Source organism: Streptomyces sp. ISL-43 (assembly GCF_018614195.1).
Taxonomy (GTDB): Bacteria; Actinomycetota; Actinomycetes; order Streptomycetales; family Streptomycetaceae; genus Streptomyces.
This window is the reverse complement of record NZ_JAGGOT010000022.1, coordinates 1-19558: the sequence shown is the minus strand read 5'-3', so window position 1 is coordinate 19558 and position 19558 is coordinate 1. Positions and strand designations below refer to the sequence as shown.

Sequence of the window (19558 nt, the reverse complement as noted above, 5' to 3'; positions counted from 1 at the left end):
GTCCTACCCATGGAGAGCAGCAGCAACACCGACGCCCGGATCCACCCCTTCCGCATCGACGTCCCGCAGGACGAACTCGACGACCTGCGCGACCGCCTGGCCCGCACCCGCTGGAGCCGCGGGATCCCCGGCGCCGGCTGGAGCCGGGGCGTGCCCACCGACTACCTCAAGGCCCTCGCCGCGTACTGGGCCGACGGCTACGACTGGCGCAAGGCGGAGGCAGAGCTCAACGAGTTCCCCCAGTTCACGACCGAGATCGACCACCAGAACATCCACTTCCTCCACGTCCGCTCGCAGAACCCGGCGGCCCTCCCGCTGCTCCTCCTGCACGACTGGCCTTGCTCGTTCGTGCAGTTCATCGACGTCATCCGGCCGCTGGCGGAGGACTTCCACGTCATCGTGACCTCCACGCCCGGCACCGGCTTCTCCGGCCCGCTCGGCGAGGCCGGCTGGAACACCGGCCGCATCGCGGGCGCGTTCGTCGAGCTGATGGACCGCCTCGGGTACGCCTCCTACGGAGTCCAGGGAACGGGCGGCGGCGCCTGGATCGCCGCGGAGATGGGACGCCAGGCCCCCGGCCGGGTCACCGGCGTCCACGTCAACGGCCTGGTCACCTTCCCCTCCGGGGACCCCGCCGAACTCGACGGGCTGACCGCCTCGGAGCAGGAGCGCCTCGCCCGGCTGGAGGACTTCCAGCAGGACAAGATGGGCTTCGTCGCCATCCAGTCGACCCGCCCGCAGACCCTCGCCCACGGCCTGCACGACTCGCCCGTCGGCCAGCTCGCCTGGATCGCCGAGAAGTTCAAGGAGTGGACGGACCCCGCCGCCGAGCTCCCCGAGGACGCCGTGGGCCGCGACCGCCTGCTGACCAACATCAGCGTCTACTGGTTCACCGGCACGGCCGGCTCCTCGGCGAACCTCTACTACGAGTCGGGCCACGACCCGAGCGCCTGGGCCCCCAAGCCGCGCGGCACCGTCCCGACCGGCGTCGCCGTGGCCCTCCCCACCGACATCGCCATCCGTCGCTTCGCCGAGCGCGACCACAACATCACCCACTGGACCGAGCTGGAGCACGGCGGCAACTTCCTGGCCCTGGAACAGCCGCAGACCTTCATCACCGAAGTCCGCGCCTTCTTCGCCTGACCCGCCCTCCTGGCCGACGTGGTCGAGAAACCTCCCACGTCGGCCGGCCGGTTCGGCTCCAACGGGGACGGCACGCACGACCTGGCGGGCGTCGCGGACGTGACGGGCGACGGCAAGGGCGGCATCGGCACCAACTGGTAGCCGACCCACCGGACAGGGGTGCCCCCCGGCCCTTCGGCCGGTCTCCGGACACACCTACCCTGGCCGTCCCCACAGTTCTCGCACCACTGGAGTCCCGTCATGCGTCACAAGACCCTCCGGGCCGCCGCCGGTTCGGCGGCCCTCGCCCTGGCCGGCGCCGTGGCCCTGGCACTCCCGGCCCACGCCGACACGGTCACCGCCTCCACCGCACCGCCCCTGCGGTTCGTCAGCTACAACATCTGCGGCCACGAATGCGGCGACCAACTGGAGGGGTACGACGACGAGAAGCGGATCGACACTGTCGTCGCCCAGGCGTCCGTCTCCACCTGGAACGCCGACCAGATCTTCCTCCAGGAGGTCTGCCGCCCGCAGTACGACAAGATCCTCGCGAGGCTGGGGCCGCTCGGATTCAAAGGCATGTACAGCGCGACCCTCACCGGCGCCGACCCCTCCTGCGCAGGCGCCGACTACGGCAACGCGGTCTTCGTCCGGGGCCCGGTCACCGAGACCCTGGAACTGGACCTGACCGTGGGCGGCGAGGTCGAGCCGGTCAAGGTCCCGTGCGTCAGGAACTACATACAGAACCGGGTGAACTGGGCTTGCTCGGTGCACCTGTACTGGAGGGATCCGTCCATACGCCTGCTGGAGGCGAAGAAGCTCGCGGCGCAGGCCAAGACCTGGCAGGACCAGGGCATACCGGTGGTGCTGGGCGGCGACTTCAACGCGGGCCCCCGCACGGCACCGCTGAGCGAGTTCTACGACCCGGGCGTCGACGACGGCGCCCACGGCACCTTCATCGAGGCCGACGAGACCGACACCGAGTTCTTCGACCCGGCGGCCTGCGCGGTGGGCACGGACCCGCGTTGCCGTTCGGGCGAGCCCACCCGCGAGGACAAGAAGCTCGACTACCTCTTCTTCAGCTCCAAGCACTTCCAGTCCCCCGTGGGCGATGTACTCCCGCCGGATTCCGTGGTCTCGGACCACCGGATGGTTCGCGGCGCCGCCTCCTGGGCCGACTGCGCGACGTTCGCCCCCGCGACCGGTGCCCTCTTTCGTCGCGACAGCTCCGGCGCCCTCTTCCGCTACACCGCCCGTGGTGACGGCACCCTGGCCGCCGCGTGCAAGACCGGCAGCGGCTGGAGCGGCATGAAGGAGGTGGTCCGGCTGCCCGGCACCACCACCCTCGCCGCCCTCGACGGGAACGGCACGCTGTGGCACTACCCGGCCGACGCGAGCCACGCGTACACAGGAGCCACCCGGGTCCAGGCGGCCACCGGCTGGTCGCCACACGACCTCCTCGTCTCGCCCGGGGACTTCTCGGGCGACGGCACGGCGGACCTGATCACGCGTGACGCCGGCGGTGATCTGTGGCTCCACACGGGCAGCGGGGGCAGCGCCTACGCCGCCCCGGTCAAGATCGGAAACAGCTGGAACATCTACGACCTGCTGTTCTCGCCCGGGGACTTCTCCGGCGACGGCAAGACGGATCTGCTGGGCAGGGACTCCGTCGGCGACCTGTACCTGTACAAGGGCAACGGGTCCGGAGGCTACGCCCCCCGGCTGAAGGTCGCCTCCGGACTCGCCGGCTATGACGCGATGACCCACCCGGGCGATGTGAACTCCGACGGCAAGGCGGACCTGCTGGCCCGCGACACCGCGGGCGGTCTCTTCCTGCTGAAGGGCAACGGCACGGGCGGATTCGCGGCTCCCGTCAAGGCCGGCACCGGCTACCCGGCAGGGGAACTGCTCTTCTGAGGGACGTGAGGAGGCGGTCGCCCGAGGCCGCAGAGCCGCATCGTCCCGAGCTCGCGTGCGATCCGGACGAACGCTGCGACACCGCGGGTGATCGTCGCCCCGGTCAAGCGGTGCCGGTGGTTGGAGGCACGCTGACGGCGCCGCCTGAGGGCGGTTCGGTTTTCGTGTGGAGGATGTCGCGGGCCTGCTCCGCGGCGCGGGTGATGCTCTCGCTGACGAAGTCGAGGAAGCGGGCGATGTTCTCGAGGCGGGTGGCGGCCGGGGTGTCGGGGACGAGGACGTTGACGCCCTGTCGTGCGATCTCGACGAGGTGGGTGGCGGCACGGGCGCTGGCCATCATGGACTGGTACCAGACGTCGTCGTCGACGAGGTAGCGCTCGCGGCGGCGTTCGTCGCGTTCCCGGCGGATGAAGGCCTGGCTCTCGAGGAACGTGATCGCTTTGGAGATGGACGCCGGGCTGACCTGGAGCCGCTGGACGAGTTCGGACGCGGTGAGACTGCCGGCGTCGGTGAGGGTGAGGCAGGCCATCACCCGGGCCATCATCTTGGGCATGCCCGAAGCCATGAGGACGCTGGTGAACGTCTCCTCGTACGCGCGCACGGCCTCGGCGTCGCGTCCGTAGGCCTGCGGGGGCGCCTCCGCCCCTCGGGGCGGGGCCTGCCCGCGCCGCTGGGTGCGGCGTTCGGTGGCACGGTGGGCCAGGTCGGCGCGGTACGCGGTGGCGCCGCCGTTGCGCATCACCTCGCGCGTGATCGTCGAGGTGGGGCGGTCGAGGCGTCTGGCGATCTCCGCGTAGGCGAGGCCGTCGGCCAGCCCCAGCGCGATCTGCTGGCGTTCCTGCTGGGTGAGTCTGCCTCCCGGCATCACAGTCTCCTCCGGTTCTCCTTGGTGCCTCCAGCATAGCGTTCACCTTCAGTTCATTGCAACGGCCAGACCGCCTTCGTTGCATTCATCTCAAAGACCATTGCAACGATTTGCCGGCTCTGACCTGCATATATATCAATCATGCGCAACGAACATGTTGAAGCATCTCTGAATGCAACGTAGCTTTTCCATCAACGGAAACAACGAAACGAAGGAAAGCGCGATGCAGAAGTTCGACACCCCCGCCCCCATCTCCGCCGTCCTCGACATCCCCGCGGGACGCATCCGGTTCATCGCCGCCGACCGGGCCGACACCACGGTCGAGGTCCTGCCCGCGGACGCCTCGAAGAGCCGCGACGTGAAGGCGGCGGAGCAGACCACGGTCGAATACGGCGACGGAGTCCTGCGGATCGAGGCCTCGGCGAAGAACCAGCTCCTCGGCTCCTCCGGCTCCATCGAAGTGACCATCCAGCTGCCCGCCGGATCCCGCGTCGAGGCGAAAGCGGCCGGCGCCGAGTTCCGGGGCGTCGGACGCCTCGGCGACGTCGCCTTCGAGGGCGCGCAAGCCGCGGTCAAGCTCGACGAGACCGCGAGCGCCCGCCTCACCCTCCTCGCCGGGGACGTCTCGGTCGGCCGCCTGGGCGGCCCCGCGGAGATCAGCACGCAAAAGGGCGACCTCAACATCGCCGAGGCCGTGCGCGGCACGGTCACACTGCGCACCGAGGCCGGCGAGATCTCGGTCGGCGCCGCCCGCGGAGTCTCCGCCTCCCTGGACGCCGGCACCTCCTACGGCCGGATCCACAACGCGCTGAAGAACACCGACGGCGCCGCCGCCGACCTGAACATCCACGCGACCACCGGCTACGGCGACATCACCGCCCGCAGCCTGTGACCCGCAGCTCTGAGGACCGGACCGTCAAGGAAGGACAAGAAGAATGAGCACCACTGAGGACTACCAGGCCGCGGAGCGACTCCTGCGCCGGCCCGCCCGCCCCGGCGAGCTCGTCACCGGCGACAAGGTCAGGCCGCAGTGGATCGAGGGAGGCGCCCGCTTCTGGTACGCCGTGAACAATGGCGTCGGCAGGCGGTTCGTCCTGGTCGACCCGGCGGCGGGCACCCGCGAACCGGCCTTCGACCACACCCGGCTCGCCGCCGCGCTGGCCACCGCATCCGGCCGGCAGGTCGACCCCGAGGCCTTGCCGTTCATGGCCATCGAACTGCCCGAGAACGGCAACGCCGTGGAGTTCGCCGCGTTCGACGCGTACTGGCGCTGCGGCCTGGACGGCTACGCCTGCGAGCCGGCCGAGTTCACGCCGCCGGGCAGCCCGCTGGACGTGCCGTCACCCGACCAGAAGATCGCGGTGTCCCAGCGGGGGCACGACCTGTGGGCGCGCTCGCTGTCCGACGGCCGCGAGTGGGCGCTGACCACCGACGGCGAGAGCGACCACCGCTACGGCTCCGGCCCGGACTGCACGAGCAACGCCACCCTGCTGCGCAAGATCGGCCTGCCGCACCTGCCGCCCGCGGTGGCCTGGTCCCCCGACTCGACGAAGGTGCTGGCGCATCGAACCGACGAGCGCGGCGTCCGGCAGACCCACCTCGTGGAGGCCAGGCCCGCCGACGGCGGCGCGCCCCTCCTGCACACCCAGCGGTACGCCCACCCCGGGGACGAGACGATGCCGCAGGCCGAGCTGGTCGTGCTGGACATCGCCGCGGGCACGGTGCTCCGCGCCCAGGCCGAGCCGCTGCTCATGCCGCAGTTGTCGCCGATCACGATCAAGTGGGCGTGGTGGGCCCCGGACGGCTCGGCGGTGTACTACCTCGACCGGCCCCGCGACCTGTGCACGCTCACCCTGCACCGGCTCGACCCGGTCACCGGCGAGGTCACCACGGTGCTCAGCGAGACCGGGGCCACCCGCGTGGAGCCCAACCAGTGGATGTACGAGCCGCCGATCGTGCAAGTGCTGGCCGACGAGGTGCTGTGGTACTCGCAGCGGGACGGCTGGGGCCACCTGTACCGCTACGACCTGCGCACCGGCGAGCTGCTCGGGCAGGTCACCTCCGGACAGTGGGCGGTGCGGCAGATCCTGCGCGTCGACGAGGCCGAGCGGGTCGTGTACTTCACCGCCTCCGGCCTGGTCGAAGAGGACCCGTACCGGCGCACGGTGTGCCGGGTGGGCCTGGACGGCTCCGCCTTCGCCAAGGTCACCGACGACGACCTGGACCACATCGTCACCATCCCCGCCGACCAGCAGTACTTCATAGACTCCGCGTCCACGGTCGACACCCCGCCGGTGTCGACGGTCCGTGACTGGTCAGGACAGGTCCTGGTCGAGCTGGAGCGCGCCGACATCACCAAGCTCACCGCCACCGGCTGGACGCCGCCGGAACGGTTCCGCGTCAAGGCGGCCGACGGCGTGACGGACATCTACGGAGTCCTGTACCACCCCCGGGGGTTCGACCCCGCCCAGCGCTACCCGGTGGTGGACAACCTCTACCCCGGCCCGCAGGTCACCCGGGTCGCCCCCTGCTTCGACCCCGGCGGCATGGGCCTCGACGCGGAACCCCTCGCGGCACTGGGCTTCGCAGTGGTGGCACTCGACGGGCGCGGCACCCCGGGCCGGAGCAAATCCTTCCACGACGCCTCCTACGGACACCTGGCCGACGCCGGCTGCCTGGCCGACCACGTTGCGGCCCTCCGCCAACTGGCCGAGACCCGGCCGTGGATGGACCTGGACCGCGTGGGCGCGTTCGGCCACTCCGGAGGCGGCTTCGCCACAGCACGGGCGATGCTGGACTTCCCCGAGGTGTACAAGGCCGCAGTCGCCCTCTCCGGCTCCCACGACGCCCGCCACTTCAACCTGGGCTTCGTGGAGACCTACGACGGCGCGGACAACCCCGAAGCCTGGACCCGCACGTCCAATGTGGACCTCGCCGACCGCCTGACAGGCAAACTCCTCCTCATCCACGGCGAACTGGACGACCAGGTCCACCCGCACCACACACTGCGCCTGGCCGACCGCCTCATCGCCGCCGACAAGGACTTCGAGCTGGTCATAGTCCCCGGCGCCGAGCACACCTTCATCGACTGCCTGACCTACGTCCGCAAGCGCGGCTGGGACTTCCTGGTACGCGAACTGATGGGCACCCAGCCCCCCGCCTACCGCCCGACCCCCATCCCCCTCGGCCCCGAACTCTTCGCCTGAGCCCGACACCCCACGAGGAACCACGGCCACCGAGCAGCTGCGCAAATCCATCAGCGACAACCTCAGGTGCGGGTCTGTCAAACGAACGGCTCTGTTCCGTAGTCGGTGGTGACGGCACGTGACGGGTTTCGTTGACATCACATGCGAGATCTCAACTGCCTTGTGGCAACTGTGTTTTCGGGGCTCTCAGCGTTGGTCATCGAGGAGGTGGCCGATGACGGTGAGGTGATCCGGGTCGCGGCCCGGACCCGGGATGTTCCCTCGCCTTGCCCGGTGTGCGGGGTGCTGACCGGGAAAGTCCACGGATACCACAGCCGGACCATGGCGGATGTGCCGGTCGACGGCCGCAAGGTTGTGGTCCACGTCCAGGTGCGACGCCTGGTCTGCCCGGTCCTGGAATGCCGACGCCAGACCTTCCGTGAACAGGTCCCCGGGCTGATGGAGCGTCTTCAGCGCCGCACCACGCGCCTGACCGGCCAGGTCTGTGCGGTGGTGAAGGAGTTATGCGGCCGGGCGGCTGCCCGGCTCACCCACTCCCTGGCCGTGCCCATGTCGTTCGCCACCGCCCTGCGCCTGCTGCGGCGCATCCCCATACCCCCGGTGCGAACCCCGCGAGTGGTCGAGGTCGACGACTTCGCCCTGCGCCGCCGGCACCGGTACGCCACGATCATCATCGACGCCGAAACAGGCGAGCGCATCGACGTGCTGCCCGGCCGCGAGGCCGCCGGTCTGGAAGCCTGGCTGCTCGAGCACCCCGGCATCGAGACCGTGTGCCGGGACGGCTCGGCCACCTACGCCGAGGCGATCCGCCGGGCCCTGCCCGACGCGGTGCAGGTCAGCGACCGATGGCACCTGTGGCGGAATCTGTGCGACAAGGTCCTGGCCGAAGTACGGGCCCATGCCTCGTGCTGGGCCACGGTCAACCCGGCCCGCCCCGGCGGGGTCCACGAACAGACGATCCGCGAGCGCTGGCACCAGGTCCACGATCTCCTCCAACAGGGCGTCGGACTGCTGGAATGCGCCCGCCGCCTCGACCTGACCCTGAACACCGTCAAGCGCTACTCCCGCATCCCCGAACCCTCGGCCGACCGCATCGCGCCCCGCTACCGGACCACCTTGGTCGACCCCTACCGCGAGCACCTACGGATTCGACGTGCGGCCGAGCCCGCAGTGGCCGTCACCCAGCTGTTCCGCGAGATCAAAGCCCAGGGCTATACCGGCAGCCACAACCTCCTGGTCCGCTACCTCACCCAGGGACGAGCCGAGGGCAACCGGCCGGTGATCACCCCGCGCCACGCGACCCGGCTCCTGCTCACACACCCCGAACACTTGTGGACCAAGGACACCACCCTCCTGGCAACCCTCACCACCGCATGCCCCGAGACAGCCGAACTCGCCCGAGTCGTCGGCACATTCGCCCAGCTACTGACCCCGGCGAAGGGCAACGACGCCCGGCTCACCGAGTGGATCGCCGCCGTCCGTGCAGCCGACCTGCCCCACCTGCACAGCTTCTGCAACGGCCTGGAACTCGACCGCGCTGCCGTCAACGCCGGCCTGACCCTGCCCTATCACAACGGCCGTACCGAAGGCGTCAACACCCGCACCAAGAGGATCATGCGGCAGATGCATGGCCGAGCAGGATTCGATCTCCTCCGTCACCGCATCCTCCTGCCGTGACAACGGAACGTCACCACCGACTACGGCACAGAGCCGAACGTTTTACAGTCTCCTCAGACGCGTCACGGGATAAGCGACAAGCTCAGTGCTCCTGGATCAGGTGCGGAGCAGTGAGGCATGGATGCGGGCGATGGCCCGCAGCACCTCGTCGCGGTTCTTGGCTTGCTGCATCCAGGCAGGCAGGCGGGCCACCACGGTCATCTTTCGGCCGTGGTCGTGCCAGGGAATCCCTTCACGCAGCGGTGCCTGCACGAATCGCCTGATCAGGTCCAGGTGTTCCAGGTTGTAGGCCCACACCCACCCGTGCCGGGTCTCGGTCTGCAGCCACAGACGGACGTCGAAGTACGGGTCCGTGGCTGGCTCGCACGGGTCCCGGTGAAAGGCCACATATCCACGGCTCCATTCCTTCGCCGTCCCGCAGTTCTGGCAAACGAGACGCCTTGGTACGAAGGGGTCCTGGTCGTGCCCACCGGCCGTGTCTGGTGCTGTCCCGACGTGTGCGACCTTCTCGCATCCGGGGCAGCGCACGAGGACAGACGTGAGGAAGTCGTACTTCGTGCTGCGTGGGTCCCGGAACCGATGGTGTGTGGAAATCGGACTCATCGGACCAGTATGCGAGCCAAGCGTCGAGGGCTCCTACGAGTTAGATCTCAAGCTGACCGACAGGTCTCCTCTTCCCACGCAGTCGGCGGCACCGGCCATCGCCACATCGCCCGCCCGCCCGCCCGCCCGCATCGCACTCCACGAACGGATCCTCACACGCCCGCACGATCCGCCCAAAGTCGCCGGCGGCGTGCCAGTTACCCAACACGCCTGCCAGGACAAAAGGCTTTTTAAGTACCCGTTCCTGTGCCCGAGGGGCGGCGCAGGGGCTCGAGGGCTCGGGCGAGACTGCGCTTCAGGATGGCGGCAAGGGGGCGTTCGACGAAGCGGTGGACCAGCCAGGCGGCGGTGAGCATGCCACCTGTCATCACAGTGACCAGCGCCCAGGGCGAGAGGTCGTGGCGCAGCAGGCGGATTCCGGTCCAGCCGATGTGCTCGTGGAGGAGGTAGAGCGGGTACGTGGTGGCGCCGGCGACGGTGAGCCACTTTCCGCGGACCCAGGAGAGCTTGCCGAGTGCGAGCGCGAGCATCACCAGATAGCCGAGGGTCATAAGCGCGATGGCGGGCTTGGCGTCCATCGTCCGGCCGAGGCTGCCGGCCAGGCCGTCGTTGTAGAGGGTGACCTGGCGGACCGAGAAGAGCCACGAGATCGCGATGATGCCCCAGAGCAGCAGGGTCGGCTTGAAGCGGTACATCAGGTACATCGCCACACCGGCGATGAAGTACGGAGAGTACTCGGGCATGAGGACGTAGTTGGCCAGTGGCGCCCGCCCAGCGGTGACCAGCACCGAGGCGACGGTCCACAGCACACAGAAGAGGACCACCCGGCGGTAGGTGACGCCCTTCCACACCACCAGGGCGAACAGCAGGTAGAAGCGGATCTCGACCCAGAGGGTCCAGTACACGGCATCGACCGAGCTGACCTTGAACGCTTCCTGCAGCATGGTGAGGTTGAGGAGCACGTCCTTCGCGCCCAGCGGCTGGACAACCACCGGCCAGAGAGTGACCGCCGCCGTGGTGGCCAGGACAGCGAACCAATACGCGGGATAGAGCCGCACCACACGGGACGTGAAGAAGTCGCCCAGGCTGCGGCCCCAACTACTCATGCAGATCACGAAGCCGCTGATGATGAAGAAGAGCTCGACCCCGGTCCAGGTGTACGAGGCCGGCCAGGAGGCTGTGGGGAAGACCACATCGACCGGCTTAGCCCAGGCGTTCTCGGAAGCTGTGGCACCACCCCCGAACCCCACATAGTGGTGGAAGACCACCATGAGCGCGGCGATCAGGCGCAGCCCATCCAAGGCGGCCAGTCTCGGACGCTTCCGGGCGGCCAGCGCGGGCGCGGGCGCTGGAACAGCCTCAGGAGTCGGGCTGGGTATGAGAGGGGACAACATCTCGCAGATGCTACTAAGAACCTGCGCCGGGCGGCCGCGGCGCATGCGGTCTGGCCGATGGATGTCGTCGTGGACCACGAACGCGTGCCGAGGGCCCTTGTCGCGGAGCTGGTGGGAGGCGTCGACCAGCGCGGGGGCGCCGCCGATGATCGTTCCGACGGGGGAACTCCTATTTGGGCCTTCTGACTCTAACCCGACAAAGCGGGATGTCTCTGCCACGGCTGACAGGGAGGGCTCACCGCCGCCCGGCCCTGATGCGTATGAAGATCACCCGGCTATTGGGTCGAACCTACTGACGTTTTTGACGTTGAACCGCCAAACCCTGGTGGCCGAGGTCAGCGCAGACCATCGACTGAGGCGAGGTGCGGCGCCGGCTGCGCTTGGATGTGGACGATGTGGCGGGGTTTGGAGCGGGCGCTCGTTGCTGTGCCCACCTCTGTACCTGGCGTTGGCGTCGGTCGGTTACTGGATTCGGTAGATGCCGACTCGTTGGTTGTCGAACACCTTCTCTGCGAGTTCTCCCAGGTGTGGTGACTCGGTGCCCATCGCACGGAGGACCACGATGTAGCGGACCCGGTATTCGTCGTGCAGCCGGTGCAGGATGGCCGCGGTGGGTTGGTATACGGAGGCCTCGTTGATTTTAAAGAGGTCTTGGTCCCAGAACAGGCCGTCGTACGCGCTGGCGCCGTGGGTCAGTGCCACCATCCGGGGCGCATAGGCCCAGCCCTCGATCAGGACCGACCGCTCGGAGTAGGCGCTGAGCCACATTGAGCGGGTGTTCTCGGAACTCGGCCCGTGGGAGAGGTTCCATTCCCAGCTGTGGCTGTTGGTGACCAACACGTCCTTGGGGTTACTGTGCGCGCGGATCCAGCGCGCCGCATCGACTTGGGATGCGGGCAGTGTCCAGGAACCGTGCCACCAGTCCTTGCGGGATTGGAGAGCGTCGTGGAATACGCCCGGTGCGCCCGCCGCTAGGACCACGGTCATCAGCACGACGGAGCCCCGGCCGCGCAGTGCGGGTAGTACCCGGCCGGCGGCCCACCACAGGAGGGTGCAGACGAGCAGGACCGCGGCCAACGCCGCGCCCGCGAGAAGGAGGGGCAGCAGCAGGGCGTAGGTCTTGTGTGGGTCGCCGTCGGCGAACTCGCGTACGACGTAGGCCCTCCACCCGGCCGAGTAGCGGTAGATCACGTAGGTGAGCAGTGCGATGAAGGCCACGGTGCCCACGGCGAGCGCCGCCTTGGCCCGGCGGGGCAGCGCGGCGCGGTCGAAGGCCTCGCAGAAGCCCCAGGCCGAGAGGACCGCTCCGAACGGCAGGGAGGCCATGGTGAAGTAGCTGGCGTTGTATCCGTGAACCAGCAAGTACGCGCAAGGTCCCGCCACGGTGGCACCCAGCAGGAACCACTGGAGGGGGTCGAGCTTGAACCGTCTGCGCCAGATCAGCGGGATCATGCCGACCAGCTTGATCTGGTGGTGAAGTACGAACGCGAACACCGCCGCCCCGGCCACCAGGGCCTGGACCAGCTCGGGTCGCTTGTTCTGCTGGTCGGACCAGAAGGGGGCGAGGTTGCCCAGCGGTATCACCCGCAGGCCGTAGGTCTCGAACTTGAAGATCACCGCCGTCGCGAAGAGCTGGGCGAGGCCGAGGATCGTACCGAGTCCGACCACCGTCCACGGGACGCGGCGGGTGGTGATGAGCAGGACGAGTCCGGCGAGGGCCAGTCCGGCGATGGTGACCGGCAGCGTGCTGGCTTTGGCCGCGCTGGAGGCCAGCGCGAACGCGGCGGCCAGGACGAAGAGTCCGCGGCCGAGCGGAGGAACAGCGTCGGGCGTGCTCTCGGCTCCCCGGCCGCGTCGGAGCAATGCCTCACCGATGACGCCCATCAGCGCGATCAGGAGAGGCTGGCTGTAGGTGTAGGACTGGCTCGACCAGTACATCAGCCGGACGGACGCGGCGCCGAGGGTCCAGGTGTCCACGTTGTTCGGGTAGACGCCCGAGAACTCGGTGACGACGAAGAGCAGGACGGCGGCCAGCGGCCCGGCCCAGGCACGGCCGGTGAGCCGTCGGGCCACCACGGCGGTGAGCACCACGGCGAGCGCGGTGAGTGCGGGGACCATGAGCCGGGTCTGGACTACGGGCAGGTCGATGTGGCCGACCATGGAGGTCATGGCCATGTGGGCGAAGGAGAACCAGTGGTAATGGAGCGGTTCGCCGGCTGCCTGGGGGAAGGTCAGGGGGGCGTTGCTCTTCGCATTCGCGGCGAGCGACAGCATGTACGGCAGATCGCCGAAGATCCGCGAGGTCTCCGTGTCGGACAGGGCCGGGTACTTCGACAGGAAGTCCTGGTAGAAGTACGCACCGGTGAACATGACCAGCCCGGAGACCGACCAGGACCAGCCGGGGGACGTGGGGGCGTAGCCACGAGGACGCCAGTGCTTGCGCAAGCCCGGAACCGCGAGGAAGAGGATCACCACGAGGAGCGGCCAGGCGGTGGCGAGCGACTGGACTCCGAGCGAGACCAGGACGTACCAGGCGGCCAGTTCCAGGGCGAGCCCGGTGGCTACACCGAACGCGAGGTCCTCGACCAGGGTGTGCGGGTGGCGGCGCAGTGCCCGGAACACCAGGGTGCCCGGGAGCATGACGCCCCAGAGCGCGTAGCCCGTGTACCTGGCTATGTCACTCACGGAGGTATCGGCCAGCAACAGCAGCCCCACGAGCACCAGGTAGGCGGCGATGCCCGGCAGGAACGGCCGGAACCCGTGCCCGAGGGCCCTTCCGGCTTGGGCCCGGTCGGCGTGGGCGGCCTCCCGCTCAGAGGCGGCGATCGTGGTGGTAGCCATGCTGTTGTCTCTCCTCGCCCGTCGCGCCTGGGCCGTCTCGGGATCAGGCCGCGTACGCAGAGGTCTTGGAGCCTGCCGCGGGGGTCTCGGCTCCCTCGGTGCCGTCCTGCGCCGCGGAGTCGTAGCCGATGAAGTAGGCCGGCCTGGCCTGGACGGCGGAGTAGATCCGCCCGATGTACTCACCCAGCAGGCCCACGCAGATCAGCTGGACACCGCCGATGAAGAGCATGCCGATGAACAGCGAGGACCAGCCGGGCACGGTCGAGCCGAACGTGTGCTGCAGAGCCGTGTAGACCGCCAGGAAGAAGCAAACCAGGAAGCTCAGCAGGCCGAGCCAGGTCGCGAGACGCAGCGGGGCCGCGGAGAAGTTCGTGATGCTGTCGAGGGCGAGGCGCACCATCCTGGACAGCGGGTAGTGCGTGCTGCCGGCGACCCGCTCCTCGCGGACGTAGACGACCTCGCCGCTGCGGAAGCCGAGCCACGGCACGAGGAGCCTGTAGACCGGCTGGTGCTCAGGCAGGGACTTCAGCGCGTCGACGGCTGCCCGGCTCAGGAGACGGAAGTCGCCGGCCTGGTTCGGCATGTCCTTGCCGACGAGTTTACGCATCAGCCAGTAATAAGCTCCGGCCGTGCGCCGCTTGAAGAACGTGTCGGTACCGCGGTCTCCGCGCACCCCGTAGACGATGTCCAGGTCCTGCTCGCGGGCCAGCGTGAACATCTCCGCGATCTTCTCCGGTGGATCCTGCAGATCCGCGTCGATGCTGACGACATACGCGCCGTAGGCCCGGTGAATGCCCGCCGTCAGCGCGGCCTGGTGCCCGCAGTTGCGGGAGAAGCGAACGATGCGCAGCTCGGGCCAGTCCTGGCGGATCTTCTGCAGGATGAACGGGGTGGCATCGGTGCTGCCGTCGTCTATGCCGACGACCTCGTAGTCCACGCCCAGCCCGTCCAAGATCGGACGCAGCCGGGCCACGGTCAGCGGCAACGCCTCTTGCTCGTTGTATATCGGGATGACGACCGACAGCGTGGGATGCGGAGGTCCGGACTCGTTGCGCGTCGAGACTGTTGCGTCGTGCATGACTGGCCGTCTGTCCCCAATACCAATAAGAGCGTCGAAAAAGGCTCGGAGCGAACCGACGGCCCATCCAGATGTGAATCAGGCGAATGCCTGGATACGATTCCCATGATCATATCAGCTGCTTAGCGTGCGGCCCGTGGGGTGACACAGGTCCCTTTACGCCGCGACAAAGTACTCACGGGTACCGCTGTCACGCAGTCAGACCTGGGATTGCCGGGCGCTCACCGTGTCGGGATCGGTTGCGAGGCTGCTGTCGGACGGCGGGTGCTGTTGGCGAGCCCACGACCCCGGGGGCGTGGTGGGGCCTGGCTGGTCGGCTGGTTTTGTCTGCGTTGGTGTCGGGCCGGGTTTCCAGACGTCCTTGAGTCGCATCGCGGGGCGTTCGACGCAGTGCCAGGACAGCACGGCAAGCACAGTGGTCAGTGCGAGGCACGCGGCGAGGTAGGGGATCAGGCCCCAGCGGGCGAAACCGTAGACGAGGAGTACTTGCTGGCAGACGAAGCCGTAGATGTAGATGCCGTACGAGTAGTCGTGGCGTGCACCGATCCGGCGAAAGGGCGCTGGGAGGCGTACCGCGAGCCATACCAGGAGGTAGGCGAAAGCGGGCAGGCCTACGACGAAGAGGTATCCGTAGCGTGCGCCGGCGAGCAGGACCAGCAGTGACATGATCCCGAGGGCGTCGCTGACGGCGATGCGTTCTTTGTACATCTCGATGACGGCGCCCAGGGCGAACGCGAATCCGAGGTAGATGATCCACCCCGGGTTGAGCGATCCGAACAGCGGGATGAAGAAGTACTGGGGATAGGAGCTGTCCTGCGGGCCCGCCCAGAACCGGCCGGATCCCGCCTGGCGGATGACGAGCCATCCCAGAACGAGGGCGCCCACCAAGACGACCCGGCGAGCCCGGGTAAGGACCCCGGTCACGGCCAGCACGGCGATACCTAAGTAGCAGAAGACCTCGCTGTACAGCGACCACAGCGCCCCGTTGATGCCGCCGTCGTGTGCGAGGCCGGCCTGGACCGCGTCTGCCATGGCATCCGATACGTCCAGCTGGTGAAGCGCGACTCGCCAGTTCGACCGCAGGTACTCGAGCGGGCCGTGCGAATGGCCCAGGAAGCCGTCCAGTGTTCCGTGTACCCGCCAGTACACGAGCGGGGCCGCTAGGAACGCGGTGAGGAACAGACACACCCACAGGCCCGGCAGTAGGCGCAGTGCCCGGTGCCAGAGGAACCGGCCGAGTGGGAGGCGGGCACCGCTGCGGGTGACGAGGATCCCTGAGAGGATGAAGAATCCGTAGACCGCCCATTTACCCAGGTCGGTCTGGCCGTGGGTGAAGGAGTGGCCGAACTCCGCCCGGTCGAAGCCCAGGATGCGTGCGTGAGCGACGAGCACCGCTATGGAAAGACATGGACGGAGCAGGCCCATGCTGTTGTTCCGGCCTGTCAGGAGATCGGCAACGCTGCCGTGGGACCATCTCACCCGAGTTCCTTCGCCGTGGGGGAGTTGCGGCGGAGGGAGGTGAGGCCGTCGGTGAGGCCGCGCTTGAGGATCGCGGCGGCGGGGCGCTCGACGAGGCGGTGGACCAGCCAGGAGACGATGAGCATGCCGAGCGTGATCACGGCGACCAGGGTCCATGGCGACAGGTGGTTGCGGAGCAGCCGGATGCCGGTCCAGCCGATGTCCTCGTGGAGCAGGTAGAGCGGGTAGGTGATGGCGCCGGCCACGGTGAGCCACTTGCCCCGTACCCAGGACAGCCCGCCGAGGGCGAGAACGATCATCACCAGGTAGCCCAGCGTCATCAGCACGATCGCCGGCTTGGCGTCCATCGTCCGGCCGAGGTAGACGGCCAGACCTTCGTTGTAGAGGCTGACCTGGCGAACCGAGAACAGCCACGAGATCGCGACGATGCCCCACAGCAGCATGGTCGGCCGGAAGCGGTGCATCAGGTACATCGCGATGCCGGCGATGAAGTAGGGCGAGAACTCGGGTATCAGGATGTACCGGGCCATCTTGGGCGCGTGTACGGAGAGGGACAGCACCGAGGCGACGGTCCACAGCGCACAGAAGAGGACCACCCGGCGGTAGGTGACGCCCTTCCACACCACCAGGGCGAACAGCAGGTAGAAGCGCAATTCCGCGAACAGGGTCCAGTAGACGGCGTCCACCGAACCGACGCCGAAGGGCTCCTGCAGCATGGTGGCGTTGACGAGCACGCCCTGCAGGCTCAGGCGCTGCGCGACCATCGGCCAGAGCGTGACCACGACCGTGGTCGCCAGGATGGCGAACCAGTACGCGGGGTAGAGCCGGACCACCCGGGAGGTGAAGAACTCACCCAGGCTGCGCCCCCAGCTGCTCATGCAGATGACGAAGCCGCTGATGATGAAGAAGAACTCGACCCCGGTCCAGGTGTAGGAAGCCAGCCACGAGGCGGTGGGGAAGACCACGTCCACCGGCTTGGTCCAAGCGTTCTTGGCGGCCTCGGCGCTGCCGCCAAATCCCACATAGTGATGGAAAACCACCATAAGAGCCGCAATAAGTCGCAGCCCGTCCAAAGCGGCAAGTCTCGGACGTTTTGCGGCGGTTGAGGCCGGTGCCGCAACATCCGCGCGATATGGGTTGGGTATCAGGTGGTCAACCATCCGGCAGATTTTACGGACGCGGAATCAACCCTCGTGCAGCGGGGAGTGGGACGGGCCAGGAGAGGGGGTGTGTAGGCGCCGGCGGATAACCTACTTTCATGACGGTTCGACGCATTATGGGCACTGCATCTACGGGGAGTACGGGCCCACGCCGCCCTGTGATCGAGAGCACTTCGAGTTCCTTTTCGTCGAGCAGCTCACCTTCGCCGACGCGGACACGGTCATCGGCATGCTGCGCGAACTGTGCCCGAACCTGGTGGACGGGCTGCTTCCGGTCTGGATACGCAACGCGTCCCGCACCATCCAGCACGAGGACTCCGAGTGGGCGGACTTCCGTGCGCAGCGTCGCGCCAGCCTCAACACTCCAGAGATCGCTGAAGAGCGAGAGCTCTACCTCATGGACTTGTTCCAGAAGGGCGGCCACCTTCCCGAGCTCGTGCGGCTATGTCTCTTCGCCCTCGCAGACCACCTCGGCACCGGAACCCAGACGCCCTGCAGCACCCGCTGAAGGCATCAAGGCCCGCTATGGCGCCTGCTCCGGAAGAGACGCAGGAGGCCGTCGGTCTTGTGGGCGCATCCGTGGAGGCGAGGCGCTCATGGGGTAGCTCAGTGCGGGTCTGAATGCCAGGGACATGGACCCGACCGGGGCCGCGCCCTGCACCAGGTCGGGGTTCACGCGGCCCCGCACCCCGAGATGTTGTCCATGGTCAAGGACGTCGGCCCTCCCCGGTCGGCGGAGCCGAGCGGGGAGGGCCAGGGACGGCCCGGTGTTAGAGGGTGCCGGTGATGGTGATGTTGCCGGGGTTGCCCTTGATGCCGGTGACGGGTACCGGTGTGGTGGGGGCCCAGGTGCGGTCGGCGTGGCGGATGGTGTGCAGGGGCTGGTTGGCGGTGGTGACGACGGCGACCTGCAGTTCGCCGTTGACGTGGGTGGTGCTGACGGACCTGGTGGTGATGGTGCCCAGGACGCCGCTCAGGCTGGTGAAGGGGTCCCAGCTGCCGCTGGCCTTGCGCATGGCGTGGTACTGGTTGGCGCCGCTGTCGGTGGAGGTGACGATGTGGGCGTCATCCCCGACGCCGGCCATGGCGATGTAGTTGATGGGGCCGGTGGCGCCGGCGGCCTGCGCGACGTTGCCCCACGTGCCCCAGTTGCCGGTGGTGTTGCGGATGGTGTGGTAGGCCTTGCCGCCGCTGACGGCCGCGACCTGGAGCTGGCCGGCCGCGCTGGCGGTGGCGATCGAGGTCACGGTGCCGATCGGTCCGGCGACGGCGGCAACCTCACCGAAGGTGGTCCAGTTGCCGTCGGCCTTGCGCAGGGCAGGGCACGCAGGCGGTAAGCATGCGGGCGACTTCCCTGGCATGAGCACGAAAGACCTTGCGCGCCTCGCGGAAGAGGTCATGACAAGCCCGGCAAAGACGAAGGATCTTAGCGGTAATCGTAAGGCGTACCTTGGGCCGGACGGTAAAACGGTCGTAATTCACAATCCCATGGATCCTGACGCTGGGACAATATTTAAGCCGACTAACCTTGATTCCTACTGGGATGGGCTCACCTGATGTCTAATAACTTTCTGGCGCCGAGCGTGATTCTTGAATCGGCGGAGATTGCACTACTGCGGCGATCCTTGCTTGAATGGAGCGGACCGGCTAGGTGTAGTGACGAGATGGCGTTCGGTATGGGGTTTCGCAATGCACGCGACCTCGTAAGCGAAACTGAGAGGTTGGGAAAATCGCTCAGCGAGGATGCAAGTTTGGCGCCAGCGGACTGGGCGCGCATGCTGCTGGCATCCGAGATTGTATTCGTGAGTGATTTGGTGGGCTCGGGTACTGAGTGGTCTACCACCACAGGACGTGATGACGCGTCGACAATCAGATTGCTGCGGTCAATCCAGCGGAAACTCGCAAAGATTATTGGTCCCTACTATGGGATTCGCCCGAGTTTCTGACACGGATTTTCTGTGCGGTTCATCCGGCCGGGATGAACCGGCCACGGCCTGGGTTCGCCCACGCGCGGGTGAACCCAGGCCTGTCTCGCGCCGGGCTGGGCTGATGATGTGTCGCTGAGGGGGAGGGTTGTTGGTGTCTCGGGTGCCTGGTGAGCTGGGGTGTTGCAGGTCGTGTGAGAACGGGTTGCGTGGGGCTGGGGGTGGGTTGACCTGGGGTTGTTGCGGGTTGGTTGAGAAGCACGCTGGTGTTAGGTAGCGCTTCGGTCTAAA

General features: G+C 67.8%; 15 protein-coding genes. 7 read left to right on the top strand and 8 right to left on the bottom strand.

Annotated elements, in window-relative coordinates:
• Nucleotides 1-9: 9 nt before the first annotated feature.
• The 3 genes from J7F03_RS12230 (at nucleotide 10) to J7F03_RS12225 (ending at nucleotide 3039) form a co-directional block, all read left to right on the top strand.
• The gene (locus J7F03_RS12230; protein ID WP_214948774.1) at nucleotides 10-1143 is read left to right on the top strand and encodes an epoxide hydrolase family protein; all 1134 of its coding nucleotides are present in this window, start codon (nucleotides 10-12) and stop codon (nucleotides 1141-1143) included.
• A gap of 18 nt (nucleotides 1144-1161) precedes the next feature.
• Nucleotides 1162-1284: a hypothetical protein gene (locus J7F03_RS41975; RefSeq protein WP_285440436.1), complete on the top strand. Its 123-nt coding sequence runs from the start codon at nucleotides 1162-1164 to the stop codon at nucleotides 1282-1284.
• A 99-nt stretch (nucleotides 1285-1383) separates the two neighbouring features.
• The gene (locus J7F03_RS12225) at nucleotides 1384-3039 is read left to right on the top strand and encodes an FG-GAP-like repeat-containing protein (RefSeq protein ID WP_214948772.1); all 1656 of its coding nucleotides are present in this window, start codon (nucleotides 1384-1386) and stop codon (nucleotides 3037-3039) included.
• Nucleotides 3040-3142: 103 nt separating this feature from the next.
• Here the strand turns inward: J7F03_RS12225 and J7F03_RS12220 are convergent, their stop codons facing one another.
• Nucleotides 3143-3904: a helix-turn-helix domain-containing protein gene (locus J7F03_RS12220; protein WP_214948770.1), complete on the bottom strand. Its 762-nt coding sequence runs from the start codon at nucleotides 3902-3904 to the stop codon at nucleotides 3143-3145.
• Nucleotides 3905-4127: 223 nt separating this feature from the next.
• On the opposite strand from J7F03_RS12220, the gene J7F03_RS12215 reads away from it, so the two are divergent.
• The 3 genes from J7F03_RS12215 to J7F03_RS12205 all read left to right on the top strand — a co-directional run bounded on the left by J7F03_RS12215 (nucleotide 4128) and on the right by J7F03_RS12205 (nucleotide 8787).
• The gene (locus J7F03_RS12215; protein WP_214948767.1) at nucleotides 4128-4796 is read left to right on the top strand and encodes a DUF4097 family beta strand repeat-containing protein; all 669 of its coding nucleotides are present in this window, start codon (nucleotides 4128-4130) and stop codon (nucleotides 4794-4796) included.
• Nucleotides 4797-4839: 43 nt separating this feature from the next.
• Entirely contained in the window at nucleotides 4840-7110 is a 2271-nt protein-coding gene (locus J7F03_RS12210; RefSeq protein ID WP_214948765.1) for a DPP IV N-terminal domain-containing protein, read from the top strand.
• Nucleotides 7111-7281: 171 nt separating this feature from the next.
• Nucleotides 7282-8787, top strand: coding sequence for an ISL3 family transposase (locus J7F03_RS12205; RefSeq protein ID WP_214949058.1), 1506 nt, complete (start codon nucleotides 7282-7284; stop codon nucleotides 8785-8787).
• A 96-nt stretch (nucleotides 8788-8883) separates the two neighbouring features.
• On the opposite strand, the gene J7F03_RS12200 is transcribed toward J7F03_RS12205, so the two are convergent.
• From J7F03_RS12200 to J7F03_RS12175, 6 genes are all read right to left on the bottom strand, one after another.
• Nucleotides 8884-9390 carry a hypothetical protein gene (locus J7F03_RS12200; protein WP_214948763.1) on the bottom strand — a complete coding sequence of 169 codons (507 nt, stop codon included), beginning with the start codon at nucleotides 9388-9390 and terminating at the stop codon, nucleotides 8884-8886.
• A gap of 230 nt (nucleotides 9391-9620) precedes the next feature.
• Nucleotides 9621-10691, bottom strand: coding sequence for an acyltransferase (locus J7F03_RS12195; RefSeq protein WP_251071807.1), 1071 nt, complete (start codon nucleotides 10689-10691; stop codon nucleotides 9621-9623).
• 555 nt (nucleotides 10692-11246) lie between these two features.
• The gene (locus J7F03_RS12190) at nucleotides 11247-13625 is read right to left on the bottom strand and encodes a hypothetical protein (RefSeq protein WP_214948762.1); all 2379 of its coding nucleotides are present in this window, start codon (nucleotides 13623-13625) and stop codon (nucleotides 11247-11249) included.
• A gap of 43 nt (nucleotides 13626-13668) precedes the next feature.
• Nucleotides 13669-14703, bottom strand: a complete 1035-nt coding sequence (locus J7F03_RS12185) for a glycosyltransferase family 2 protein (protein WP_214948761.1) — start codon at nucleotides 14701-14703, stop codon at nucleotides 13669-13671.
• Between the two features lie 198 nt (nucleotides 14704-14901).
• The gene (locus J7F03_RS12180) at nucleotides 14902-16182 is read right to left on the bottom strand and encodes an acyltransferase (RefSeq protein ID WP_214948760.1); all 1281 of its coding nucleotides are present in this window, start codon (nucleotides 16180-16182) and stop codon (nucleotides 14902-14904) included.
• Nucleotides 16179-17342 carry an acyltransferase gene (locus tag J7F03_RS12175; RefSeq protein WP_214948759.1) on the bottom strand — a complete coding sequence of 388 codons (1164 nt, stop codon included), beginning with the start codon at nucleotides 17340-17342 and terminating at the stop codon, nucleotides 16179-16181. The genes J7F03_RS12180 and J7F03_RS12175 overlap by 4 nt, the downstream gene beginning before the upstream one ends.
• A gap of 67 nt (nucleotides 17343-17409) precedes the next feature.
• Here J7F03_RS12175 and J7F03_RS12170 point away from each other — a divergent pair, with 67 nt between their 5' ends.
• Nucleotides 17410-17850: a hypothetical protein gene (locus J7F03_RS12170; protein ID WP_214948758.1), complete on the top strand. Its 441-nt coding sequence runs from the start codon at nucleotides 17410-17412 to the stop codon at nucleotides 17848-17850.
• 262 nt (nucleotides 17851-18112) lie between these two features.
• Here the strand turns inward: J7F03_RS12170 and J7F03_RS12165 are convergent, their stop codons facing one another.
• Nucleotides 18113-18703, bottom strand: a complete 591-nt coding sequence (locus J7F03_RS12165; RefSeq protein ID WP_214948756.1) for a hypothetical protein — start codon at nucleotides 18701-18703, stop codon at nucleotides 18113-18115.
• Nucleotides 18704-19558 lie beyond the last annotated feature (855 nt).